General features: G+C 72.7%; 19 protein-coding genes and 1 pseudogene. 4 read left to right on the top strand and 16 right to left on the bottom strand.

All coding sequences use genetic code 11. The features are described 5' to 3' along the window. Positions 1-64: 64 nt before the first annotated feature. Positions 65-1,300 carry a cellulose-binding domain-containing protein gene (locus tag NFU81_RS17505; RefSeq protein ID WP_422665222.1) on the top strand — a complete coding sequence of 412 codons (1,236 nt, stop codon included), beginning with the start codon at positions 65-67 and terminating at the stop codon, positions 1,298-1,300. 170 nt (positions 1,301-1,470) lie between these two features. Here NFU81_RS17505 and acs read toward each other — a convergent pair whose 3' ends face one another. The 11 genes and pseudogenes from acs to NFU81_RS17450 all read right to left on the bottom strand — a co-directional run bounded on the left by acs (position 1,471) and on the right by NFU81_RS17450 (position 16,866). Beyond that, a complete protein-coding gene (acs, locus tag NFU81_RS17500) occupies positions 1,471-3,426 on the bottom strand; it encodes an acetate--CoA ligase (RefSeq protein ID WP_251490799.1) in 1,956 nt (651 codons plus the stop codon). Next, positions 3,423-4,058 carry an acetate uptake transporter gene (locus NFU81_RS17495; protein ID WP_251490796.1) on the bottom strand — a complete coding sequence of 212 codons (636 nt, stop codon included), beginning with the start codon at positions 4,056-4,058 and terminating at the stop codon, positions 3,423-3,425. The genes acs and NFU81_RS17495 overlap by 4 nt, the downstream gene beginning before the upstream one ends. 168 nt (positions 4,059-4,226) lie before the next feature. After that, positions 4,227-5,987, bottom strand: coding sequence for a sodium/solute symporter (locus tag NFU81_RS17490; protein ID WP_251490794.1), 1,761 nt, complete (start codon positions 5,985-5,987; stop codon positions 4,227-4,229). Next, positions 5,984-6,523 carry a hypothetical protein gene (locus NFU81_RS17485; RefSeq protein ID WP_251490791.1) on the bottom strand — a complete coding sequence of 180 codons (540 nt, stop codon included), beginning with the start codon at positions 6,521-6,523 and terminating at the stop codon, positions 5,984-5,986. The genes NFU81_RS17490 and NFU81_RS17485 overlap by 4 nt, the downstream gene beginning before the upstream one ends. Further along, positions 6,520-7,281: a LytR/AlgR family response regulator transcription factor gene (locus NFU81_RS17480; protein WP_251490789.1), complete on the bottom strand. Its 762-nt coding sequence runs from the start codon at positions 7,279-7,281 to the stop codon at positions 6,520-6,522. The genes NFU81_RS17485 and NFU81_RS17480 overlap by 4 nt, the downstream gene beginning before the upstream one ends. After that, on the bottom strand, positions 7,278-8,468 hold the full coding sequence (locus NFU81_RS17475; protein WP_422665221.1) for a sensor histidine kinase: 1,191 nt from the start codon (positions 8,466-8,468) through the stop codon (positions 7,278-7,280). Before NFU81_RS17475 ends, NFU81_RS17480 begins: the two co-directional genes overlap by 4 nt. A gap of 96 nt (positions 8,469-8,564) precedes the next feature. Then, positions 8,565-10,763 carry a coagulation factor 5/8 type domain-containing protein gene (locus NFU81_RS17470; RefSeq protein WP_251490783.1) on the bottom strand — a complete coding sequence of 733 codons (2,199 nt, stop codon included), beginning with the start codon at positions 10,761-10,763 and terminating at the stop codon, positions 8,565-8,567. Positions 10,764-11,084: 321 nt separating this feature from the next. Beyond that, positions 11,085-12,170, bottom strand: a complete 1,086-nt coding sequence (locus tag NFU81_RS17465) for a sugar ABC transporter substrate-binding protein (protein WP_251490780.1) — start codon at positions 12,168-12,170, stop codon at positions 11,085-11,087. A 191-nt stretch (positions 12,171-12,361) separates the two neighbouring features. Further along, positions 12,362-14,581, bottom strand: coding sequence for an NADP-dependent isocitrate dehydrogenase (locus NFU81_RS17460; RefSeq protein ID WP_251490777.1), 2,220 nt, complete (start codon positions 14,579-14,581; stop codon positions 12,362-12,364). A gap of 238 nt (positions 14,582-14,819) precedes the next feature. Continuing rightward, positions 14,820-15,710, bottom strand: a complete 891-nt coding sequence (locus NFU81_RS17455; RefSeq protein ID WP_251490774.1) for an MIP/aquaporin family protein — start codon at positions 15,708-15,710, stop codon at positions 14,820-14,822. A gap of 118 nt (positions 15,711-15,828) precedes the next feature. After that, positions 15,829-16,866, bottom strand: a pseudogene (locus NFU81_RS17450) (LacI family DNA-binding transcriptional regulator). 242 nt (positions 16,867-17,108) lie between these two features. Here NFU81_RS17450 and NFU81_RS17445 point away from each other — a divergent pair. Continuing rightward, positions 17,109-18,656 carry a glycoside hydrolase family 43 protein gene (locus NFU81_RS17445; protein ID WP_251490771.1) on the top strand — a complete coding sequence of 516 codons (1,548 nt, stop codon included), beginning with the start codon at positions 17,109-17,111 and terminating at the stop codon, positions 18,654-18,656. Positions 18,657-18,668: 12 nt separating this feature from the next. Here NFU81_RS17445 and NFU81_RS17440 read toward each other — a convergent pair whose 3' ends face one another. The 3 genes from NFU81_RS17440 to NFU81_RS17430 are packed head-to-tail and all read right to left on the bottom strand — an operon-like array spanning position 18,669 to position 21,258. Then, on the bottom strand, positions 18,669-19,685 hold the full coding sequence (locus NFU81_RS17440) for an NAD(P)/FAD-dependent oxidoreductase (RefSeq protein WP_251490768.1): 1,017 nt from the start codon (positions 19,683-19,685) through the stop codon (positions 18,669-18,671). Further along, the gene (locus NFU81_RS17435; protein ID WP_251490766.1) at positions 19,682-20,194 is read right to left on the bottom strand and encodes an isoprenylcysteine carboxyl methyltransferase family protein; all 513 of its coding nucleotides are present in this window, start codon (positions 20,192-20,194) and stop codon (positions 19,682-19,684) included. The genes NFU81_RS17440 and NFU81_RS17435 overlap by 4 nt, the downstream gene beginning before the upstream one ends. 11 nt (positions 20,195-20,205) lie before the next feature. Then, positions 20,206-21,258, bottom strand: a complete 1,053-nt coding sequence (locus NFU81_RS17430) for a type III polyketide synthase (protein WP_251490763.1) — start codon at positions 21,256-21,258, stop codon at positions 20,206-20,208. Between the two features lie 430 nt (positions 21,259-21,688). Between NFU81_RS17430 and NFU81_RS40840 the strand changes: the two genes are divergently transcribed. Both NFU81_RS40840 and NFU81_RS17415 read left to right on the top strand, forming a co-directional pair. After that, complete coding sequence (locus NFU81_RS40840) at positions 21,689-22,540, top strand: sulfurtransferase (RefSeq protein ID WP_274037590.1); 852 nt, start codon at positions 21,689-21,691, stop codon at positions 22,538-22,540. Between the two features lie 308 nt (positions 22,541-22,848). Continuing rightward, positions 22,849-23,688, top strand: a complete 840-nt coding sequence (locus NFU81_RS17415) for a UbiA family prenyltransferase (RefSeq protein ID WP_251490760.1) — start codon at positions 22,849-22,851, stop codon at positions 23,686-23,688. Positions 23,689-23,701: 13 nt separating this feature from the next. On the opposite strand, the gene NFU81_RS17410 is transcribed toward NFU81_RS17415, so the two are convergent. Both NFU81_RS17410 and NFU81_RS17405 read right to left on the bottom strand, forming a co-directional pair. Next, complete coding sequence (locus NFU81_RS17410) at positions 23,702-24,124, bottom strand: hypothetical protein (RefSeq protein ID WP_251490758.1); 423 nt, start codon at positions 24,122-24,124, stop codon at positions 23,702-23,704. 39 nt (positions 24,125-24,163) lie between these two features. Further along, on the bottom strand, positions 24,164-24,565 hold the full coding sequence (locus NFU81_RS17405; RefSeq protein WP_251490755.1) for a cupredoxin domain-containing protein: 402 nt from the start codon (positions 24,563-24,565) through the stop codon (positions 24,164-24,166). Between the last annotated feature and the right edge of the window lie 145 nt (positions 24,566-24,710).

Genomic DNA, 24,710 nt, shown 5'->3' with positions numbered 1-24,710 from the left:
TGTGGGAGCGCTCCCACACCCTTGCTCGGGAGCGGAACTCCCCCCACATGCCCAGGAGGTCCCCGTGCGCGCATCCTCGCGGCGGTTAATCGTCAGACCGTGGCTGTGGCCGGTGGCGGCCGTGGCGCTGCTGCTGTCCGCCCTGGTGGCACTGCCCGCCGCCCACGGCGCGGCGGCCGGCTGCTCGGTGAAGTACACGGTCAACCAGTGGTCCGGCGGCTTCACCGCCCAGATCGACATCACCAACCTCGGCCCCGCCGTCAGCAGCTGGCAGCTCGCCTGGACCTACGGCGGCGACCAGCACATCACCTCCGGCTGGAACGCCACCGTCACCCAGAGCGGCGCCGACGTGCAGGCCGCAAACCTCGCCTACAACGGGGCGATCGCCGCCAACGGCACCGCCGGCTTCGGGGTGCAGGGCACCTGGAGCGCGGCCGACCCGACGCCCACCGCCTTCACCCTCAACGGCGTCGCGTGCACCGGGAACGGCACGCCCTCCACGACGCCGCCGACCACACCCCCGACCACACCGCCCACCACACCCCCGACCACGCCGCCGACGACACCGCCGACGACACCGCCCACCACCCCGCCCACCACGCAGCCGCCGGCCGGCTGCTCGGGTGCGGTGATCTGCTCGGACTTCGAGGACCAGACCGGCACCGCACCCTCCGGCCAGTGGACGACCGCCGCACCCGACTGCTCGGGCAGCGGCACCGCCACCGTCGACACCGCGGTCGCGCACAGCGGCAGCAGGTCGATCCGGGTGGACGGCCACGCCGGCTACTGCAACCACATGTTCCTCGCCGACACCCAGGACCTGTCGTCCGTGGGCCCTGTGATGTACCTGCGGATGTGGGTGCGGCACACCACCGCGCTGCCGGCCGCGCATGTCGCCTTCGTCTCGATGCCGGACTCCTCGCAGTCCGGCCGCGCGCTGCGGATCGGCGGCCAGAACGGCGCCCTGCAGTGGAACCGCGAGAGCGACGACGCGACGCTGCCCGCCCAGAGCCCGGCGGGCGTCGCGCTGAGCACCCCGCTGCCCACCGGCAGCTGGCAGTGCCTGCGGTTCGCCATCGGCACCACCTCGCCGAACCTGCAGACCTGGCTGAACGACCAGGACGTGCCTGGCCTGCGGGTGGACGGTGTGCCGACGGCCGACATCGACCAGCAGTGGCTGTCCCGCACCACCCCGCCGCGGCCGACCGCGCTGCGGCTCGGCTGGGAGAGCTACGGCACCGGTGACGACACGCTGTGGTTCGACGACGTGGCGGTCGGCTCGGCGCCGATCGGCTGCTGAGCTCTGCGGCCCGCGCGGCGCATGCGTGGGCGGCCGGTCCGCCGCCGGTGGCGGACCGGCCGCCCAGGCCCGGCGTCAGGGGGCGCGAGCCGCCCGTCTGAGGGGGTGGCTCCCCCGGGTGGACCCCGGCTCTCAGGCAGCGGGTCCACCCGGGGGACGTCTGCGGTCGCTCAGGAGCCTTCCGGCAGCCGCTCGCGGATCGCGTCCATCACCGAGGAGTCCGTCAGCGTGGTGACGTCGCCGAGCTCGCGGTTCTCCGCGATGTCCCGCAGCAGCCGGCGCATGATCTTGCCGGAGCGGGTCTTGGGGAGTTCCGCGACCACCAGGATCTGCCGGGGCCGGGCGATCGGCCCGATCTCCCGTGCCACATGGGCGCGCAGCTCCTGCGCCGGGTCCTCGTCCGCGCCCTTGGCGGCCGCGTCGCCGCGCAGGATCACGAAGGCGACGATGCCCTGCCCGGTGGTCGCGTCGGTCGCGCCGACGACCGCGGCCTCGGCCACCAGCGGATGCGACACCAGCGCCGACTCCACCTCGGTGGTGGAGATCCGGTGCCCGGAGACGTTCATGACGTCGTCCACCCGGCCCAGCAGCCAGATGTCGCCGTCCTCGTCCTTCTTGGCACCGTCACCGGCGAAGTAGCGGCCCGGGAAGCGCGACCAGTACGTGTCCAGGTAGCGCTGCTCGTCGCCCCAGATGGTGCGCAGCATCGCCGGCCACGGCTCGGTGAGCACGAGGTAGCCGCCGGAGCCGTTGGGCACCGGGTGGCCGGCGTCGTCCACCACGTCGGCGGAGATGCCGGGCAGCGGGCGCAGCGCGGAGCCCGGTTTGCAGGTGCTCGCCCCGGGCAGCGGGCTGATCATGTGGGCGCCGGTCTCGGTCTGCCACCAGGTGTCGACGACCGGGGTGCGGTCGCCGCCGATGGCCCGCCGGTACCACATCCACGCCTCGGGGTTGATGGGCTCGCCCACCGACCCCAGCAGCCGCAGCGACGTCAGGTCGTAGCCGCCCGGGATCGCGTCGCCCCACTTCATGAAGGTGCGGATCGCGGTCGGCGCGCAGTAGAGGATCGTGACCTTGTACTTCTGCACGATCTCCCACCAGCGGCCCTGGTGCGGGGTGTCGGGGGTGCCCTCGTAGAGCACCGACGTCACGCCGTTGGCCAGCGGGCCGTAGACGATGTAGGAGTGGCCGGTGACCCAGCCGATGTCGGCGGCGGTCCAGTAGACGTCACTTTCCGGCTTGACGTCGAAGACCGCCCAGTGCGACCACGCGACCTGGGTCAGGTAGCCGCCGGTGGTGTGCAGGATGCCCTTGGGGCGGGCGGTGGTTCCCGAGGTGTACATGATGTAGAGCGGGTGCTCGCTGTCGAACGCCTCCGGGGTGTGCTCGGCCGGCTGGGCGGCGACCAGGTCGTGCCACCACACGTCGCGGCCCTGCGTCCACCCGACGTCCTGGCCGGTGCGGCGGACCACCAGCACGCTGCGGACGTCGGGGCACTGCTCCAGTGCCTCGTCCACCGCGGGCTTGAGCGCGGAGGCGGCGCCCTTGCGGTAGCCGCCGTCGGCGGTGATGACGACCCGCGCGTCGCAGTCCAGGATGCGGCCGCGCAGCGCCTCGGCGCTGAAGCCGCCGAAGACCACCGTGTGCGGGGCGCCGATGCGGGCGCAGGCCAGCATCGCCACCACGGTCTCGGGGATCATCGGCATGTAGATCGCGACCCGGTCGCCGGCCTGCACGCCGAGCGAGAGCAGCGCGTTGGCGGCCCTGCTCACCTCGTCCTTGAGGTCGGCGTAGGTCAGGGTGCGGGTGTCGCCCGGCTCGCCCTCCCAGTGGAAGGCGACCCGGTCGCCGCGTCCGGCCCGCACGTGCCGGTCCAGGCAGTTCTCGGTCACGTTGAGCCGGCCGCCGGTGAACCAGCGGGCGAAGGGCGCCCGGCTCCAGTCCAGGACCTGCGTCCACGGCTCGGCCCAGTCCAGCCGGGCGGCCTGGGCCGCCCAGAAGGCCTCGCTGTCCGCGGCGGCCTCGTCGTAGGCCGCCGCGGTGGCGTTCGCCTGCTCGGCCAGGTCGGGCGGCGGTGGGAACCGCCGCTCCTCCCTGAGCAGGTTGGACAGTGTCTCGTCACTCATGAGTGGGAGACCTCGGCCTCGGCCGGGCCGCCCCGCCCGCCGCCCGCCGTCGCGTCGGCGAAGAGCGGCAGGACGCCGCGCTTCCAGGTGCTGTTGGTGACCACGGCGAAGGAGGCGTACCAGGCGAGCAGCGCGGTGATCAGGCCGAGCCAGCCGCCGATCTTGGTGGCGCCGGTCGACTCGGCGAACTCGGCGACGGTCAGCACGACGAAGGTGGCCGACAGCGCCACGAAGACCGCGAGCAGCGCGCCGTTGGTCCGCAGCGCGGCGATCGTCATGTAGACGGTGAATATCGCCCAGATCAGCAGGAAGAGCCCGGTCGCCTGGTGGGCGGTGTCGGCCGGCAGGTCGCCGGCCACGAACTTCACGTAGGCGGCGTACGACAGCCAGAAGGCGCCGTAGGAGCAGAACGCGGTCGCGCCGAAGGTGTTGCCCTTCCTGAACTCCCACATGCCGGCCAGCAGTTGGACCAGGCCGCCGTAGAACAGCGCGAGCGGCAGGACCACCGGCAGCAGGCTGCCGTCGATCAGGTCGGCGTTGAAGGAGCTGAGGACGAAGGTGGTGGCGGCGAAGCCGGCCAGGCCCAGCGGGCCGGGGTCGGCGATGGTGGGCGCGGGCGCAGAAGTGCTCATCTGCGGTTTCCCTCCTCATTGAGGAACGGCAGGGCGGTGGGGAAGACCGTCTCGGTCGCGGCACACGCTAGGACCGGGCCGTACGCCCGGCGAGACGCCCGTCACATTCGGTCGCCGAGCGGTGCGGTCGGCACGGCGGGCGGTGCGGTGGGTACGGCGGACGGTACGTCAGGTGCGCCCAGCGGTCGGCGGGCGGACCGCCGGCAGTGGAAGGTCGCCGGAGGCGACCTCCTCCGGCAGGTGCATCCGCAGCATCACCCGGTCCACCGCGGCCGGTGACAGGCGGTGCCTGGTGAGCAGCGACACGGTGATCATCACGGCGAAGGCGACCGGCACCGTCCAGGCCGCGGGCTGTTCGAGCAGGGCCGCGCTCCAGCCGCGCCCCGGCCCGCGGACGCTGGTCAGCACCACCGCGGCGGCGGCCAGGCCGCCGCCGGCCACCAGGCCGAGCAGCGCGCCCAGGTCGGTCAGGCCGCGCCACCATATGCCGAGCACCAGCAGCGGGCAGAAGGACGAGGCGGCGACCGCGAAGGCCAGGCCGATCGCGTCGGCGACCGGCAGCCCGTCGGTCGCGGTGGCCATCACCAGCGGCGGGATGCCGGCGACCAGCGACGCCCAGCGGAAGCCGCGGGTCGAGCCGCGCAGCAGGTCCTGCGAGACCACGCCGGCCACCGACACGGTCAGGCCCGACGCGGTGGACACGAACGCGGCGAAGGCGCCCGCGGTGGCCAGCGCGGCGAGCAGCCGCCCGCCCTCGCCGGCCTGGGTGAGCTGCGGCAGGACGAGGACGGCCGTGTCGGTCTGCCCGGTGAGCAGCAACTGCGGTGCCATGACCCGGCCCAGCGCCCCGTAGACGGTGGGCAGCAGGTAGAAGCCGCTGAGCAGCACCAGCACCAGCAAGGTGGTGCGGCGGGCGGCCCGCCCGTCGGGGTTGGTGTAGAAGCGGACCAGGACGTGCGGCAGCCCCATGGTGCCCAGCAGCGTGGCCAGCAGGATCGAGTAGAGGGCGTAGAGCGGGTGGGACCTGCCGCCGGCGCCGGACAGCGGGTTGGCCCAGCGGGCGCCTGAGGAGGGCGCCAGGCCGTGCTTGTGCGGGACGGCGGCGCCGCGCGGGAAGGTCAGGTCGGTGCCGGCCGCCGCGGTGTGCCCGCCGTCGCCGAGGCGTACCCGGCCGCCGGCGTACACCGTCCCGTCGAGGCTGCCGCTGACCGTCACGGTCACCGGCCGGGTGACGTCGAAGCGGACCGGGTCCTGCAGCGACACGACCGTGGTGCGCTCGAAGCGGGGGATGTCGGGTCCGGTCAGCGCGGGCGCCCCGGCCGAGTGCCAGGCCATGACCAGGAAGAGCGCGGGCACCGCGATGGCGGTGAGTTTCAGCCAGAACTGGAAGCCCTGCACCAGGGTGACGCTGCGCATGCCGCCGGCCGCGGCGACGCCGACCACGACGACCGCGACGACCACCGCGCCGGCCCAGCGCGGGGCGCCGGTCACCGTCTGCAGGGTCAGTCCCGCGCCCTGGAGCTGCGGCACCAGGTAGAGCCAGGCGATGACGGCGACGAGCACGCCGGCCACCCGGCGCACCGCGAGCGAGCCGAGCCGCTCCTCGGCGAAGTCGGGCAGCGTGTAGGCGCCGGAGCGCCGCAGCGGGGCGGCGACCAGCAGGAGCAGCACCAGATAGCCGGCGGTGTAGCCGACCGGGTAGGCCAGCATGTCCACGCCGTAGGCCATCACCAGGCCCGCGACGCCGAGGAAGGAGGCCGCCGACAGGTACTCCCCGCCGATCGCGGAGGCGTTCCACAGCGGCGAGACCTCGCGGGAGGCGACGTAGAAGTCCGAGGTGCCCCGGGACAGCCGCAGCCCGTAGACGCCGAAGGCCACGGTGGCGACGAGCACCACGGCCAGCGCCGCCAGGCCCAGGCCGGGGTTCACCGGGCGTCGCGCGGGGGTGCGGGGGGCGGTGCGTCGGGACCGCCGAGCAGGTCGGTGAAGTCGCGTTCCACCCGCTCGGCGTGCCTGACGTGGAAGTAGGCGCCGCCCACCAGCAGCGGGTAGGCGACGACGCCGAGCAGCAGCCAGGGCAGCCGTATGCCGGCGACCTCGGCGGTGCGCAGCCCCGGCAGCAGCGCGAAGGCGGCGGGCAGCCCGCCCAGGACCGCGGCCAGGACGGCCAGCACGCCGAGCGAGAGCCGCAGCTGGTTGCGGACCAGGGAGCGTACGTAGAGCTGGCCGAGCCGCGGCTGGGCGTGCAGGTCGGCGGCGCCGGCCCGGGCGGAGTAGCCGCCGGTGCGGTGGCGGCGCGGCGCGGAGACGGCGACCCGGCGGGGCGCGGGCTGCGCGGCGGGCGGCCCTTCCTGGGGCTCGGCCTTCTCGGGCGGCCCTGGCTGCTGCCGGGGGCGCGGCGGCGACTTGGGCTGCTGCCTCTGCTGCGGCCTGACGGGGCGGCGCGGGCCGCTCGGCCCGGTCATGACGGGCCCGGTCCCGGCGCGGGCGCCCAGCGGACCAGGACGTCGCGCAGCTCGCGGGTGTGGCGGCGGCTGACCGGCAGTTCGCTGCCGGCGACCCTGACCGTCCAGTGCCCGGCGTCCGAGCGCAGTTCCTCGACGTGCCGCAGCGAGACCAGGTAGCTGCGGTGGATGCGCAGGAAGCCGTGCGGCTCCCAGCGTTCCGCGAGCACCGCGAGCGGTACCCGCACCAGCGGGGCGTGGCCGGCGGTGTGCAGGCGCACGTAGTCGCCCTGGGCCTCGGCGTAGGCCACCTCGTCGCGGGACACGAAGCGGGTGATGCCGCCGAGGTCCACCGGGATGCGCTCGGGTGCGGGGTCGGGCGCGGCCGGCTGCTGGGGCACCGCCTCGCCGTCGAGCAGGGCGGCCACCCGGCGCACCGCCTCGGCGAGGCGTTCCGCGCCGAGCGGTTTGAGCAGGTAGTCGCAGGCCTTCAGGGCGAAGGCGTCGACGGCGAAGTCCTCGTAGGCGGTGACGAAGACGACGGCGGGCGGCCGGGCGAAGCGGCTCAGCACCCGGACCAGGTCGAGGCCGTCGAGCCCGGGCATCCTGATGTCGAGGAAGACCGCGTCGATCTGCTCGGCCTCCAGCAGCCGCAGTGCCGCGTCGCTGCCGTCGGCGGCGAGCACCCGGCCGACCCGGTGGTCGCCGCGGAGCAGGTAGCACAGGTCGTCCAGTGCGGGCGGCTCGTCGTCCACGGCCAGGATCCGCAGCGGTCTCATGAAGCGTGCACTCCGTTCCGGTACTTCGGCACCCGGACGCTGATCCTCGTCCCGGCGCCGGGGGCGGTCTCCACGACCAGGCCGTACTCGTCGCCGAACACCGCCCGCAGCCGCTCGTCGACGTTGCCCAGGCCCAGCGAGTCCCCCTTCGCCTCCCCGGCGAGTCGCAGCCGTACCTCCTCCGGGTCCATGCCCACCCCGTCGTCCTCCACACTGATCCGGCACTCCGCGCCCGCGTCCTCGGCCCTGATGGTGATCAGGCCGGGTGCCGCCTTCGGCCCGAGGCCGTGGCGTACCGCGTTCTCCACCAGCGGCTGGAGGCACAGGAAGGGCACCGCGACCGGCAGGACCTCCGGTGCGATCAGCAGGTCGACCCGCAGCCGGGCGCCGAAGCGGGCGCGTTCCAGCCGCAAGTACCGGTCCACCGACCGCAACTCCTCGGCGAGGGTACTGAACTCTCCGTGCTTGCGCAGGCTGTAGCGGGTCAGCTCGGCGAACTCCAGCAGCAGTTCGCGGGCCTGGGCGGGGTCGGTGCGGACGAAGGACGCGATGGCGGTGAGCGAGTTGTAGACGAAGTGCGGGGAGATCTGGGCGCGCAGGGCGCGCAGTTCGGCCTCCATCATCCGGGTGCGGGAGCGGTCGAGTTCGGCGAGTTCGAGCTGGGCGATCACCCAGTGCGCGACCTCGCCGGCAGCCCGTACCAGTCCCGCGGAGACCTGCCGGGCGTAGACCGCCAGGGCACCGGCGACCAGGCCGTCGACGACCAGCGGCACCACGACGGCGGCGCGGACCGGGCAGTCCAGGTCGCCGCAGTCTATGGCGTCGCCGGGCACCAGCCAGGGGCGTCCCGCGTCGATCGCGTCCCGGGTGTGGGCGACGGCCTGCGCGGTGTGGTGGCGGCCCGCGCCGTCCCAGGCCAGGAGTTCGCCGTCGCCGACGACGGCCAGCGCGGGGGTGGCCAGCAGTGCCCGCAGATGGCGGGCGGCCTTGCGCGCCGAGTCGGGGTTGAGCCCGTCGCGCAGCAGCGGGGCGGCGAGCGAGGCCTCGTGCAGCGCCGCGAACGCGGCCCGCTCCACCGGGGTCCCGAAGCCGCGCCGGCCGCGGACCAGCCAGAACAGGGCGGCCGCGGCGCCCGCGATCACCAGCGTCACGGACACCACGGTGATCACCGACGTCATGGTCGGCATTATCGCCCGGCTGCCGGGAAGCGGCGGGGGTCGTGCACGGGTTGTCCGCCCGGCCGTCGGGGCCGGGCGGACAACCCGTGTGCCGTCAGCCCGCCGTCAGGGGAAGCTGACGACGTTGCTGGGCGTGGTGTTGGACGCGGTGACCGCACCGGTGTCGTTGATGACGTGGCTGATGGTGCCCACGCCGCCGAGCGAGACCGTCAGTGCGGAGTGGAACCGCACCCCTGAGGTGTTGGGCACCTCGAAGGCGTGGTAGTTGTTCACCGCCGGGTTGACGTTGAAGTAGCAGTAGCTGCCGAGCCCCCAGGCCTCGTGGGTGGTGACGTCGGACGCCACCTTGTAGGCCGCGTAGCCGTTCTGCCCTGCCGGGTTCTTCCAGGCCGCCTGGTCGGGCGGGTCGTAGGGGTTCTCGTTCTGGAAGAAGATCGTTTTACCGCCCTGGCCGTTCCACACCACCTCGTACTTCTGGTAGTGCTCGACGAACAGCCCGGTGGCCAGCACGTTGTTGCCGTTGACGGTCAGGCCGGTGTCGGCGGTGTTGGTGGTCCAGCCGACGGTGCCCGCGGTGCCGTGGTCGGCCCGCCAGGCCCAGATGTGGTCGATGATCGTGTTGCTGCTGTTGACGATCAGGCTGTTGGTGGCCTTGCCGGCGCGCTCGCCGCCGATCCGGAAGAAGACGTCCTGGATCGTGGTCGGGTTCCCGGCGTGGTTCGCCGACGATCCCGAGGGGCCGACGGTCAGCAGGGACGGCGAGTTGGTGGTGCCCGCGTCGAACAGCAGGCCCTTGAGCCGCACTCCGTCGACGTCGGCGACCTGCATCGCGGTGACGCCGTTGTCGGGGACGAAGGTCGGGTAGCCGATGCCGAGCACCACGGTGCCGGCCTTGGCGACGTTCAGCGTCTGGTCGAGGTGGTAGACGCCGGGGGTGACGAAGAGGTTGCAGCCGGAGGCCAGCGCGTTGTTGATGGTCGCGGCGGTGTCGCCGGCCTTGACGACGTAGAACTGGCTCATCGGCAGCGAGCTGCCCGGGGTGCTGCCGTTCGCCCAGCTCGCGCCCGAGGCGTTGGTGCGCAGGCTCGGCAGGAAGACCCGGTACTTGCCGCTGCCGTCGATGTAGAGGTAGGGCACGTCACGGGAGACCGGGGTGGTGCCCAGCGTGGTCTCCGGCGGGTTGGGGAAGCTGTTGCCGGGGGCGCCGTTGACCCCGGAGAAGACCATGTTCCACACGCCGCCGGCCCAACTGCCCAGGTTGCTGTCCCTGGTGTACCACTGCTGCTGGGAGACCGACGCGGCCTGCCCGCTGACCTTGGTGTCGGCGACGTAGCCGCCGCTGGCCCAGCCGTAACTGGCCGGGTAGAGCGCCAGGTTGCCGTGCACGTCGATCCGGCGGAAGGGCGCGGCCTGGGCGACGGCCCAGCGGTCGGTGCCGCTGGAGGGGTTGATCGCCAGGTTCTCCGCGCTGCGCCAGAAGTTCTGGGTGGCGTTGCCCGCGTCGGAGGCGTTGAAGGCGTCCACGGTGACGTCGCCGTTGATGGTGACGTCGTCGGGGTTCTGGCCCAGGCCCGCGACCGAGGTGTAGAAGCCCACGTTGTCCTGCACGGTGTACGTGCCCGGCTTGTACAGGTCGGCGACCCGGTTCTCGCTGAACTGCGCGCTGCCGGTGTCCTTCATCTGGTTGAACTGCGCGTCCAGTTGCGCCTGGATGGCGGCGTTGCCCATGGACGGGTCGAAGATGTGGACGTTGGGGCCGAAGTTCGGGGTGTCGGACTGCGTCGGGCAGTTGCCGGGCGGCGGGGTGGTGGAGCCGCCGGTGCTGCCGGTGGTCGTGCCCGTGCTGGTTCCGGTGCTCGTGCCCGTACTTGTCCCCGTACTGGTCCCGGTGCTGGTGGTGCCGCCGCTGCCCTGGGTGTACGTGAACTGCGGGGTGTCGTACTGCGGCCCGTTCTTGGTGTAGGTGAACGAGTAGGTGAGCACCGTCCCGGCCGGGATCGGCGAGACGGTGTACGTCCAGCTGCTGCCGGACGCCGCCATCTGGACGTTCTGCTGGCCGCCGCTGCCCACCGCGTAGTGGACGATCACGTACGTCGCCGGCGTGGTCGGGGTGAAGGTCAGCTTCGCCTGGGTGCTGCTCGGCTCGCTGACGCTCTGGGTGTAGTCGGAGGCAGCCGACGCGCTGCCGATGGTGCCGATCAGTCCCAGCATCCCGGCGAGGGCCAGGACGAAGGCGGCGAGGAGGGCGACCGGCCGCCGGCGGATACGGTGCCCGGCCCCGTGTGGGGGGAAGGTCCTGCGCATGAGTGGAGTCCTTTCCCTGGGTTCACGCAGTGAACGCCAGGTCAGCGCGGATGTGGGGGTGGAATCGCGCTCAGCACTGCACATATCAGGCCATGGTTGGGGCATGACCCTTTGATTCAGCTGATTGAAACCGCTCTCAATCTGCGGATAGGGGATACCCCCGATCCGTAAGGCAGTGTCAGGGGGGCATGGCGGGCCGTCAAGAAGATGAACGGGATTCACGCGCTGAACGCGCCCGGCCCGCTCCGCTCCCCCGGCGCACAGCGGACCGGGCCGGCCGCTCGGCGGCCGACCCGGTCCCTGGCTGCGTGACGCCCGCCCCTACTTGATGCCGGCCTCCGTGCAGGCCGCGGCGAAGTCCGAGGTGCAGATCTGGCCCGCGGTGTACGTACCGTCGGCCACCACGGTGTCCTTGATGTTGGCCTTGGTCACCGAGACCGCTTCGAGCAGCTTGGACGGCACGTCGTTGCCGGAGCCGCTCTTCTTGGTGGTGTCGGCGAGGGACTTGAAGTCCTTGCCCTGCAGCAGGTCCACCGCGATCTGCGCGGTGTTCTCGGCCTCGGGCTTGGCCGCCTTGTAGACGGTGGAGCTCTGGGTGCCGAGCAGGATCCGCTGGATCGCGGTGAGGTCGGCGTCCTGCCCGGTCAGCGGGACGCTCATGCTGTTCGCCTTGAGGGCGGTCGCGATACCGCCGGCCATCGTGTCGTTGGCCGAGTAGACGCCCTTGATGTTGGCCTTGCCGACCGAGGTGATCGCCGCCTGCACCTTCTGGTTGGCGACGGTGTCCTTCCACAGGCCGGACTGCTCGTAGGCGACGGTGACCTTGCCGTCGAGGATCTTGTGCGCGCCCGCCTTGAACTCGGCCGCGTTGGGGTCGGCGTCGTCGCCGTTGATCATCACGATCTTGCTCTGCGGGGTGGCGCTGGCGCCCATCGCGTCGAGCAGGGCCTGGCCCTGCAGCTCGCCGACCTTCTCGTTGTCGTAGCTGACGTACGCCGAGACCGGTCCCTGGGCCAGCCGGTCGTAGGCGACGACCTTGATGCCCTTGTCCACGGCGGCCTGGACGGAGGACTTGATGCCCACCGCGTCCTGCGCGTCCAGGATCAGCACCTTGACGCCCTTGGCGATCATGCTGCTGACCTGCTGGGCCTGCTTGGCGGCGTCACCGGCGGCGTTGTCGTAGTCGACGGTGCAGTCGGAGCACAGCTCCTTGATCTTGTTCGTGATCAGGGGCCTGTCGAACTTCTCGTACCGTGCCGTCACGGTGTCGGGCAGCAGGAGACCGATGGTCTTGTCCGTGCTGTCCGAAGACGACTTGTCGTCGCCCGCCTTGCCACATGCAGCCATGGTGAGCGCAAGAGTGATCACTGCGCTTCCCACGACGAGACGGCGCGCTATCGCGTTCATTGCGGCGGTGCCTCCCCTGAGAGGGCCGCCACGACGCGGCCCAAGTGCGGGGCAGTCAACCCGTGCCCCGGCCTGCGCGTCAAGAAGTAGACCGCAAAAATGATCACGGACCGAGACGCCGTCACCCCGGCTCGGTGACGATCCGGCCGGGGTGACGGGGGTGTTGCGGCGGTTTCGCCGCGTGCGTTCGATCAGGCGAGCGAGGCGATGGCCTGGTTGAACGTCGCCGACGGGCGCATCACCGCGGCCGCCTTGGCGGGGTCGGGCTGGTAGTAGCCGCCGATGTCGACCGGCGATCCCTGGACAGCGATCAATTCGGTAACGATGGCGTCCTGCTGCTCGGCGAGGGTCTTCGCGAGCCCCTCGAACGCAGCCGCGAGCGCCGCGTCCCCGGTCTGCGCGGCCAGCTCCTGCGCCCAGTACAGCGCGAGGTAGAAGTGGCTGCCGCGGTTGTCGATGCCGCCGAGGCGACGGCTGGGCGAGCGGTCCTCGTTGAGGAACGTGCCGGTGGCGCGGTCCAGGGTGTCGGCGAGGATCTGCGCCCGCGCGTTGCCCGTCGAGGTGGCCAGGTGCTCGAAGCTGGCGGCCAGCGCGAAGAACTCGCCGAGGCTGTCCCAGCGCAGGTAGTTCTCCTTGACCAGCTGCTGCACGTGCTTGGGCGCCGAGCCGCCCGCGCCGGTCTCGAACAGGCCGCCGCCGTTGATCAGCGGGACCACCGAGAGCATCTTGGCGCTGGTGCCCAGCTCCAGGATCGGGAAGAGGTCGGTCAGGTAGTCGCGCAGCACGTTGCCGGTGACCGAGATGGTGTCCTCGCCGCGGCGGATGCGCTCCAGTGAGAAGGCCGTCGCGGCCTGCGGCGTCATGATCTCGATCTGCAGCCCGTCCGTGTCGTGCTCGGGCAGGTACTGCGCGACCTTGGCGATCAGGTTGGCGTCGTGCGCGCGGCTCTCGTCCAGCCAGAAGACCGCGGGGCTGCCGGTGGCGCGGGCGCGGGTGACGGCGAGCTTGACCCAGTCGCGGATCGGGACGTCCTTGGTCTGGCACATCCGGAAGACGTCGCCGGCGCTGACGACCTGCTCGATGACCGCGTCGCCGTTGCCGTCGACCACCCGGACGGTGCCGGTGACCGGGATCTCGAAGGTCTTGTCGTGGCTGCCGTACTCCTCGGCCGCCTGCGCCATCAGGCCGACGTTGGGCACCGAGCCCATGGTGGCCGGGTCGAAGGCGCCGTGCGCGCGGCAGTCGTCGATGACGACCTGGTAGACGCCGGAGTAGCTGCTGTCCGGGATCACCGCGAGGGTGTCGGCCTCCTGGCCGTCGGGTCCCCACATGTGTCCGGAGGTGCGGATCATGGCCGGCATCGAGGCGTCCACGATCACGTCGCTCGGCACGTGCAGGTTGGTGATGCCGCGGTCGGAGTCGACCATCGCGAGCGGCGGCCCTGCGGCCAGCTCCGCCTCGAAGGACGCCTTGATCGCGGCGCCGTCGGGCAGCGACTCCAGGCCCTTGAGGATGCCGCCGAGGCCGTCGTTCGGGGTCAGGCCGGCCGCGGCGAGGGCGGCGCCGTGCGCGGCGAAGGTCTCGGGGAAGAAGGCGCGGACGACGTGGCCGAAGATGATCGGGTCGGAGACCTTCATCATGGTGGCCTTCAGGTGTACGGAGAACAGCACGCCCTCGGCCTTGGCCCTGGCGACCTGGGCGGTGAGGAACTCGCGCAGCGCGGCGACCCGCATGACCGAGGCGTCGACGACCTCGCCGGCCAGCACCGGCACCGACTCGCGCAGCACGGTGGTGCTGCCGTCGTCGCCGGCCAGCTCGATACGCAGGGCGCCGTCCGCGGCGATGACCGCGGACTTCTCGGTGCTCCTGAAGTCGTCGGCGCCCATGGTCGCCACGTTGGTCTTCGACTCGGGACTCCAGGCGCCCATCCGGTGCGGGTGGGCCTTGGCGTAGTTCTTCACCGAGGCGGGGGCGCGGCGGTCGGAGTTGCCCTCGCGGAGCACCGGGTTGACGGCGCTGCCCTTGATCCGGTCGTAGCGGGCGCGGACGTCGCGCTCCTGGTCGCTCTTCGGGTCGTCCGGGTAGTCCGGCAGCGCGTAGCCCTGCTCCTGCAGCTCGGCGACGGCGGCCTTGAGCTGCGGGATCGACGCCGAGACGTTCGGCAGCTTGATGATGTTCGCCTCCGGCGTGCCGGCCAGCCGGCCCAGCTCCGCCAGGGCGTCGTCGATCCGCTGCGCCTCCTGAAGGAACTCAGGGAACGCGGCGATGATCCGGCCCGCCAGCGAGATGTCACGGCTCTCCACCGCGACGCCGGCCGTCGAGGCGTAGGCCTCGATCACCGGCAGGAACGAATACGTCGCCAGGGCCGGCGCCTCGTCGGTGTGCGTATAGATGATGGTCGAGTCAGCCACCGGTTACTCCGCTCCAGATTCCACCATGACAAACATTGCTTGATATCAAGATATCCCGTCCTCGTCGGGACCTCGACGAGGGGGTTCGCACGTGCCCGTGCCCGGTGGCGGCCCGGCCCGCTGCCACCCGCGTGACGTCCCGGCCCGGCGCCGCCCGCGTGACGCCCCGGCACACCGGCGCCGCCCATGGAGGCACCCCCGGCGCGGTCGTACGCCGGGGGTGCCGCAGTGACCGCGGCTAGAACTCCTCGACAGCAGGACCCTCCTCGGCGGCCTCGCCCTTCCTGGCCCTGATCACCGGCTTGATGATCAGGTCGTAGACGAGCACGCCGGCGACTCCGCCGATGAGCGGGCCGACGATGGGGATCCACCAGTAGTGGTCGAACCACTGGAACGACCCCGGCAAGGCGATGGAACCCCAGCCTTCGAAGAAGGTGAACAACCGGGGGCCGAAGTCGCGCGCCGGGTTGATCGCGTAGCCGGCGTTGGTGCCGTACGTCAGGCCGATCGCGACGACCACCAGACCGATGATGAACGGGTGGAGGTTCGCCATCGGTGCCGTGTTGCGCAGGTCGATGAGCGCGCAGATCAGCAGCAGCAGGATCCCGGTCCCCACGATCTGGTCGAGCAGCGGCCCCCACCACGAGTCACCGAAGTACTCGGCGGGGAACGTGGCGAAGATCGAGTACGTCGAAAGCGACTTGTCCCGGGGAAGTCCTGCCTTCCCGTCGGCCGCCTCGATCGCCCACCGGTAGGTGGCGTAGACGAGAGCGGCGGCGACGAAGGCGCCCACGACCTGGGCGAGCCAGTAGGGCAGGACCTTCCGCCAGGGGAAGTCCTTCCGGACGGCGAAGCCGAGAGTCACCGCGGGGTTGAGGTGGGCACCGCTGATGCCGCCGGCCACGTACACGCCGAAGACCACAGCGAGTCCCCAGCCCCACGAGATGATGAGCCAGTTCGCGGCGCCGAAGGGCACGGTTTGTCGTCCTGATCCGGGCAGGCCGACGACCGCGACGGCCACCGAGCCCACGCCCAGCAGGATCAGCACGAATGTTCCGAGGAACTCGGCCAGCATCTCGCCGCCGATTCCTTCTCGATAACCGCGTCGTACCGCGGTGCGTTCAGCCATCGGATCTCTCCTTTGTCGGCATAGCACAGGAATATCGCTCTTCTGTGGATATGTCGGCAGGAGGAGATCCATCGGGGTGGTCCTGTCGTCCGGTCGGTGGAAAACCGCCCGCGAGGCGTTACCTGGCAGCCGCGGGGGCCAGAGGCGGCGCGGCGGAGCTGTCCCGGACCACCAGGCGGGTGGACAGCTCCACCCGCAGCACGTCGGGGGTCTGGCCCTGGACGAGCTGGAGCAGCATGTCGGCAGCCGCGGCGCCCATCTCGGCCAGCGGCTGCCGCACCGTCGTGAGCGGCGGCGGTGACCAGCGGGCCTGCGGCAGGTCGTCGAAGCCGACGACGCTCAGGTCGTCGGGCACCCGCAGGCCGGACTGCCTGGCGGCCTCCTAGACGCCCAGCGCCATCTGGTCGCTGGAGGCGAAGACCGCGGTGGGCGGCCGGGGGCCGCCGAGCAGCGCGGAGCCCTGGGCGAAGCCGGACTCGTGCGAGAAGTCGCCCACCCGCACCAGGCCGTCCTCCACCTCGACGCCGGCCGACTCCAGGGCCGAGCGGTAGCCGTCCAGCCTGGCCCGGCTGCACAGCAGCGCGGGCGGCCCGGCGATCATGCCGATCCTGCGGTGCCCGAGCGAGAGCAGGTGCAGCACCGCGCTGCGGCCGCCGGCCCAGTTGGTCGCGCCGATGGTCGGGATGTCGAAGGTGGGCACCCCCGCGGGGTCGATGACCACCAGCGGCATGCCCAGCCGGCGCAGCTCCGCGTTGAGCTGCGGGGCCGGCTCCGAGGTGACCAGGATCGCGCCGTCGGAGTTGCGCGAGCGCACCCCGACCAGCCACTGCTGCGCGGACGCCGCCTGGTGGTGCACCGCGGAGACCACCGCGCCGACCCCGGCGGCGTGGGCGACCTTCTCCACGCCGCGCAGGATCTCCACCGCCCAGGGGCTGTCGAGGTCGTTGAACACCAGGTCGATGAGGTTGGCCCGGCTCGCGGTGCCGGCCGCGCGGCGCCGGTAGCCGTGCTCGGCCAGCAGGTCCTCGACCCGGCGGCGGGTCGCCGCCGCGACGTCGCTGCGCCCGTTGAGCACGCGGGAGACCGTGGGCAGCGACACCCCCGCCTCGCGGGCGATGTCGGCGATCGTGACCCGGCCCGCGCTGTCTGACGCCACCGGTGCCTCCTGTCGCAGTGGGGTTTCAGCATAGGCAGCGCCCCCGTCCCGCGGAGAAGGGGCACACCATTCCGGCACGCGTACGCCCGCTTCGCGCCCCGAGGGTTGACGCGGTCCGCCGGCGCTTCTAACGTCACTCGAAACTTCCGGAGGGATTACGCAACTTTCGAAGATCCGGCCGGCGCGCACGGAAGTCCACCGGAGAGCCACCGCGTCAACCCACGCAAGGACACGCACCGCTGATGACCGTCACCGCCACCAACCCCGTCCTGCCCGGCTGCTTCCCCGACCCCTCGGTGATCCGGGTGGGGCAGGACTACTACCTCGCCTGCTCCTCCTTCGCCTACTTCCCCGGGGTCCCGCTGCACCACAGCAGGGACCTGGTCAACTGGCGGCCGATCGGCCACGCCGTCGACCGGGCGGACCAGTTGGACCTCGGCGGGGTCCGCGCGAGCGGCGGGCTGTACGCGCCGACGCTGCGCCACGCCGCGGGCCGCTTCCACCTGGTGTGCACCCTGGTCGGCGGGCTCGGCACCTCGGGCAACTTCCTGGTCTCCGCGGACGATCCGGCCGGCGACTGGTCGGACCCGGTGTGGCTGCCGGAGGCCCCCGGCTTCGACCCGTCGCTTTTCTTCGACGACGACGGCTCGGCGTATCTGCTCGGCACCCGCGAACTGCCCGGCACCGGCGGCCGCACCGAGGTCTGGATGCGCGGCTTCGACGTCGCGACCGGCAAGCTGACCGGCCCCGACCGGGTGCTCTTCCGCGGCGCGCTGGTCGACGCCCGCTGGGCCGAGGGACCGCACCTCTACCGGCACGACGGCTGGTACGTGCTGCTGCTCGCCGAGGGCGGCACCGAGTACGAGCACGCGGTCACCGTGGCCCGCAGCCGGCAGGTCGAGGGGCCGTACGAGAACCACCCGGGCAACCCGGTGCTCACCCACCGCCACCTCGGCCTCGGCTACCCGCTGTCCGGCGTCGGCCACGCCGACCTGGTGCAGACGCCCGGCGGCGACTGGTACGCGCTGCTGCTGGCCTCCCGGATGTACGGCGGCCGCTACGCCAACCTGGGGCGCGAGACGCATCTGGCCCGGGTCGAGTGGGAGCAGGGCTGGCCGGTGTTCAACCCGGGCGTGGGCCTGCTCACCGAGCAGACGGAGGTCGCCCTGCCCGCGCACCCGTGGCCGGCGGCGGACCCGGTGGACCACTTCGACACCGAGGCGCTGGACACCGGCTGGAACCTGCTGCGGGGTGCCGCGGCCGACGCGTACAGCCTGACCGAGCGGCCCGGCCACCTGCGGCTGCGGCTGCTGCCGCAGACCCTGGCCGAGCAGAGCACCCCGGCCTTCGTCGGGCGCCGCCAGCAGCACATCGACTTCGCCGCGGAGACCGCGCTGGACTTCACGCCGGGCGCCCCGGGCGAGGCCGCGGGGCTCGCGGTGCTGCAGGCCCCCGGCTACCACATCACGCTGCTGGTGACGGCGGCCGCGGACGGCGGCACCGTCGTCCGGCTGACCGAGCGCAATGCGGGCACCGACACCGTACGCGGCGAACTCCCGCTCGGTCCTGGGCCGTTGCGGCTCGCCGTGCGGACCGACGGGCAGGACTACACCTTCTCCTGCAGCCAGTCCCCCGAGGGCTCGCGCGACGTCGGCACCGTCGACGGCCGCTTCCTCAGCAGCCAGGTCGCCGGCGGCTTCACCGGCGTCTACCTCGGCCCGTACGCCACCGGCCCCGCGGGCGGCACCGGTCACGCCGACTACGACTGGTTCCGCTACGGCCCCGCCTGACCCGGCCTCCGGTCAGGACAGCCGGTTGACCGCGGCCGCGAAGAGCCCGGGGCAGCGAGCCGCAACCGGGACGATGCGGCGGGCGGACCAGGCACGGCCGCGCAGCCACAGCAGCGAGGTGGTGAGCAGCCGGTAGTCTCGCGAGGCCCGCCGCCACGCCCGGTCGTAGTCCTGCGGCCGGTCGGCCAGCACGCAGTCCACCAGCTGCCGGGCCGAGGCCAGCGCGACCGCGATGCCCTCGCCGGTCAGCGCGTCGACGTAGCCCGCCGCGTCGCCGACCAGCAGCACCCGGCCCGCCACCCGGGCGCGGACCCGCTGCCGCAGCGGACCCGCGCCCCGGGCGGGCGTCACCGCGTCGGCCGGCAGCCGCTCCAGCAGCCGGGGGAAGGCGGCCAGCTGGCCGGCGAAGGGCGCGCGGTCGCAGGTCAGCACCGCGACGCCGACCAGCTCGGGACCGAGCGGGGTGACGTACGCCTCGGCGCGCGCCGACCAGTGCACCTCGACGCAGTCCGACCAGGGGCGGACGGCGAAGTGCCGGCGCAGCCCGTAGCGGGCGGGGCGCGGGTCGGGACCCGCACCGAGCTGCAGGCCGCGCCTGATCGGCGAGTGCAGGCCGTCGGCCGCGGCCAGGTAGCGGGCGGTGATCCCGGCGGCGGTCACGCCGTCGGCGTCCTGCCGCACCCCGTCGACTCGCAACGGCAGGACGGGCACGCCCAGTTCCGCCGCGGTGGCGGCCAGCGCCGCCTGCAGTTCCGTCCGCCGCACGCCCCGCCCGGGGCCGGCGCGGAAGCGGGCCTCGGCCCGGTGCCGCTCGTCGACGTAGGCGATGCCGTGCAGCGGCCGGCCGGCGACGGTGACGCCGAGCGCGGCCAGCGACCGTAGCGCCGAGGGCATCAGGCCCTCGCCGCACGCCTTGTCGACCGGAGCGCGGCGCGGCTCCGCGACCACCACGTCAAGTCCCGCCCTGGCAGCGTGGATCGCGGTGGCCAGCCCGGCGGGGCCGCCGCCCGCGACCAGCAGGTCGATCACGCCGGGGCCAGGCCGAGCGCGGCGTTCTCGCAGCGCAGCCGGACCGCCAGCAGCGGCGCGTTGGCCAGCGTGAAGCACAGCGCGGTGATCCACGCCCCGTGCACCAGCGGGAGCGCGGCGCCCTCGACCACCACCGCAAGGTAGTTGGGGTGCCGCATCAGCCGGTACGGCCCGCGGTCGACCAGCGGCATCCCGGGCACGACGATCACCCGGGTGTTCCAGCGCGGCCCGAGCACGGCGATGCACCACCAGCGCAACGCCTGCGCGGCCACCACGAGTACGAGCATCGGCCAGGCCAGTGCCGCGGTGAACGGCCGCCCGCCGAAGTGCACTTCGGCCAGGCAGCCGGCCAGCAGCCCGGTGTGCAGCAGCACCATCACCGGGTAGTGGCCGCCGCCGTGCTCGGTGCCGCCGCGCTCGAAGCTCCACGCGGCGTTGCGGCGGGCGGTGTTCAGCTCGATGATCCGCTCGAAGGCGACCAGCAGGACGAGCAGGGTGTAAGGAGGCATCAAGGCGTTACCTACCAGCGCAGGAGGACGAGTTCTGAGCAGAAGCCGGGGCCCATCGCCATCAGCAGCCCGGGGCTGCCCGGCAGCGGCCGGTCGCCGGCCAGGACGTCGCGCAGGATGTGCAGCACCGAGGCGGACGAGAGGTTGCCGACCTCGGCGAGCGAACGCCAGGTCGGCTCCAACGCCCTGGCCGGCAGGGCCAGCGTCTCCCTGACCGCTTCGAGCACCTTCGGGCCGCCCGGGTGGCACACCCAGCCGGTCACGTCGTGCGGCTTGAGGTCGTGGTCGGCGAGGAAGTCCCTCACCTCGGGGCCGAGATGGCGCCTGACCAGGTCGGGCAGGTCGCTGCCCAGCACGATCCGGAAGCCGCCGTCGCCGATGTCCCAGCCGAGCAGGTGCTCGGTGTCCGGGTAGAGCCGGCTGCGGGTCGCCACCACCTCGGGCCCCGTGGCGGCCCGGTCCCGGCCGACCGCAACGACGGCCGCGGCGCCGTCGCCGAACAGCGAGCCGGCGACGACGTTGGCCGTCGAGGTGTCGTCGCGCTGCAGCGTCAGCGAGCACAGCTCGACCGAGAGCAGGACGGCGACGCCCTGCGGGCGGGCCTCCAGGTAGTCGTGCAGCCGCGCCAGGCCGGCGGCCCCGCCCACGCATCCCAGGCCGAACACCGGTACCCGCTTCACGTCGGGCCGCAGCCCGATCCGGCCGGCGATCCTGGCTTCGATGGAGGGGGCGGCGATGCCCGTGACGGAGGTGGAGATGACGAGGTCCACCTCGTCGGGCCGGATGCCGGCGGCTTGCAGGGCACCCGTGACGGCCTCTTCGCCCAGTTCCTGGGCGGCCTCGATGAAGCAGTCGTTGGCTTCGCCGAATCCGCGCAGGGTCGCGTAGCGCTCCAGGGGCAGCGCGAGCCGGCGCGTTCGCACGGCGGATGCGGCGTGCACCCGCTCCAGCACCCCGCGCGCCGCCGAAGGGGCCGCGGACAGCCCCGCGAGTGCTTCCGTGATCTCGTACTGCTCGTACTGATGCGGCGGAAGCACCGCATGCACGGCGCCGATTCGCGTCATTCACCCACTTTACGTACGACCCGTGCCATTCCCTCCGGGTTCCCTCGGCGTGTCGTCCCCGACGACTGGGGCGCCCCTGGGCGACCGCCCAGTGCGGTGCATGGCCTGCCGTGAGGACGACTTGCCGGCACAAGCCGCCCGATCAGAGCCTCACTCACGGCGCGAGCGACTCTCACCTCGTCGACCACCACGCCGTCAGGTCGGAGCCGCACCAGTCGCCGGGAACGCCACAAGGCGGACAGGTACGCGCTGCCACGTCATGCGGAAGCCACAGACGCGCACGTCCACAGCCGGGGTGTTCGCCTCAGGCCGCGCAGCCCCTCCTCCAAGTCGTCACTGAGCGCCAGCGCCCAGGCCGCCGACCAGGCACAGGCTTCTCATTATATGAAACATTATTGCTCATATACTGGACGATGGTTACGTTCGCCGCATGAGTGAACTTGTGGATGTCTCGCCGTTCGCGCAGGTTGAAGAGCTGAAAGACCTGCCAGGGCACGTGGTTTTGGCGGACGTGCGGTGGTATCTGGATGGTCGTTCCGGGCGAGCAGCGTACGAAGGGGGACATCTGCCGGGCGCGGTGTTCGTGGACCTCGACCGCTGGCTGTCGGGGCGCGCAACGCCGGAGGGCGGACGGAATCCCTTCCCATCGCCGGAGGTGTTCACCGAGGGCATGCGGGCGCTGGGGATCAACGACACCGACATCGTCGTGGCTTACGACGATCAAGGCGGAGTCATCGCCGCCAGGCTGGTGTGGATGCTGCGGAGCACGGGCCGCCGCGCAGCGATCCTCGACGGCGGACTCGCCGCCTACGTCGAGGCCCACCCCGGCTCCCTGACAGTGGTGGAACCGGCGCCCGCCGACGCCGACTTCTCCGTGCGCCCCTGGCCGGCGGAAGCCCTGGCGGCCGCCGACGAGGCGGCGGGACCGGACGACTTGGCGGTCGATGCCCGCAATCGTGACCGATTCGCAGGCGCGCAGGACCCGGTCGACCCGCGCCCGGGCCACGTCCCGGGTGCGGTGAACGTCCCGTGCCGGGAGAACCTGGACGACCGGGGCCGCCTTCTGCCCGTGCAGCAGATCCGGGACAACTTCGCGGCCGCGGGAGTGGACCAGGACTCCTCGCCGAAGGTCGTGTCGTACTGCGGCTCGGGAGTGACGGCCTGTCACAACCTCCTGGCCCTTGAATACGCAGGTCTGCGTTCTGGCCGACTCTTCGTCGGGGGGTGGTCCGCCTACAGCCGTGACGGGTCCCGCCCCGTGGAAACCGGGCCCGCTCGTTGAAACCCCGGCTGGGAGGTCGTCTCAGTCGATGAGGTCCGGCACCGCGCTCCGGGCGTCCTTGATGACGCTGCCTCGGGCTGCACCTGGCGGCAGTTGCCGCCGGTCTTCGATGCGTTCTGGCAGACGGTGTACCGATCTGGCAGCGAAGACGATCGCTGCGGGCACCGCACGGTCATCGCACCGCCGCCGGCCCCCAACCCGGCAGGGCGCGGCCTGCCCGCCACCAGGCCGCAGCGAAGGTCACCCGGACAGGGGAAGCGCGGGCATGGCGGGGTGGCCGGGGGGATGGCACCGCCTAGCGTGGCGGCGTGGTGGTCGTGAGGGCGTGTCATCCGGAGCCGACCGTCGCGGTCACCGTGCTGGTGACCGCGCTGGCGGCGGCGTCGGGCCGCACCCCGACCGCCTGCGCCCTGCTCGGCGCAGCCGTCCTGTGCGGGCAGCTGTCGATCGGCTGGAGCAACGACCTCGTGGACGCCGCCCGCGACACCGCGGCGGGCCGCACGGACAAGCCGCTCGCCGCAGGAACGGTGACCCCGCAGACGGTGGCCGCCGCCGCGGCCACCGCGCTGGCCGCGTGCGTCGTCCTCTCGCTGGCCGCGGGCCGCCTGGCCGGGGCGGCGCATCTGACGGGCGTGGCGGCAGCCTGGGCGTACAACCTCGGGGTGAAGCGCACGGCCGCCTCCTGGGTGCCGTACGCGCTGGCGTTCGGGCTGCTGCCCGCGTTCGTCACGCTGGGACTGCCGGGGCAGCCGTGGCCGCCCGCCTGGGCGATGGCCGCGGGCGCACTGCTCGGCGTGGGCGCCCACTTCACCAACGTGCTGCCGGACATCGACGCGGATCTGGCCGCGGGTGTGCGCGGCCTGCCGCAGCGGCTGGGCCGGCGGCGTACCCGCGTACTGGCCCCGCTGCCGCTGCTCGCCGCGTCCGCAGTGCTGGTGGTCGGCCCGCCGGGGCCGGCCGGGCGGGCCGGCTGGGCGGCGCTCGTGGTGACCGCGGCGCTGGCGGCAGCGACCACCGCCGCGACGTCGCAGGGCGCCAGGCCGGGCAGCCGGCTGCCGTTCCTGGCGACACTGGCCATGGCCGTGACCGCCGTCGCCCTGCTGGTGCTGCACGGCGGCTCGCTGGCCCCGCCCGGGGCTCAGCACTGAGAGCGGCAGGGCCTCAGCGCAGGTGCCGCCGGTGCAGCCGGTCGCGCAGGTCGACGACCATCAGCCCACCCGCGGCGACGACCGTCACCAGCTGGGCCACGGCGGCGACCCACTTCTCGGTGAACCACACCGGTTCGTACATGTCGGGGAACGGCCCCCACTTGCCCACGTCGACGTAGCGGTAGATCATCAGCAGCGCGAAGCCGCCCGCCGCGACCAGCCAGGCGAAGGCGTCGCCGGGCAAGCGCCGCCAGACCAGCACCACCAGCGCGGCCAGCGCCGAGATCGCCGCCTCGATGCGGAAGAGGTCGCCCTGGCTGATGGTGGCGTTCACCGCGTCGTACTGCTGGGCGAGGTCGGCGTGCACATACGCGTCGACCGCGAGCCCGGCCGCGGCCAGCACTCGGGCGGTCCAGACCGCCGTACGGACCTGCATCACGGCTCCTTCGCGTCGTCGTCGGTCGCTGCCAGGGCGTCAGCCGACGGTCAGGTTGGCCTTCATGAAGGGGTGGATCGTGCAGGTGTACGGGTAGGAGCCGGCCTTCGAGGGCGCGGTGAAGGTCACCGTCTTCCCGGGTGCGATGTCGCCGGTGTCGAACGCCTTCGCGCCGGTCGCGGTGACCGTGTGGGTGGTCGAGTCGCTGTTGGTGACGGTCACCACGGCGCCCGGCTTGACGGTCAGCGCCGCCGGGCCGAAGGCGAAGTCCTTGATGTCGATCCGGTCGGCGCCGCCGCCCGCGGCCGGCGAGGAGGCCGGCGCCGACGCGCTCGGCGTCGCACCGGAGCCGCCGGAGTTCGAGTCCGAGCAGCCGGCGAGCGCCGGCAGCAGGCTCACCGCGCCCAGCACACCCAGCGACAGCGCGCCGAGACCTCGCATCGCCGCACCCGCCATGGCCACCTCACCGGTCGTCGCGACCCGGCGGCCGCCTCACCGCCACCTTCCGCCCGGCACGCCCGCGCCGCCCGCCGCGGCAGCCGCACGGGGGACGTTTTCACGCCAACGGCTGCGCATCGACGGGCGG

Source organism: Actinacidiphila cocklensis, from assembly GCF_907177275.1.
In the GTDB taxonomy this organism is placed as follows: Bacteria; Actinomycetota; Actinomycetes; order Streptomycetales; family Streptomycetaceae; genus Actinacidiphila; species Actinacidiphila cocklensis.
Note: the sequence above shows the minus strand (reverse complement) of the source record. Positions and strands in the feature narration are given on the sequence as shown.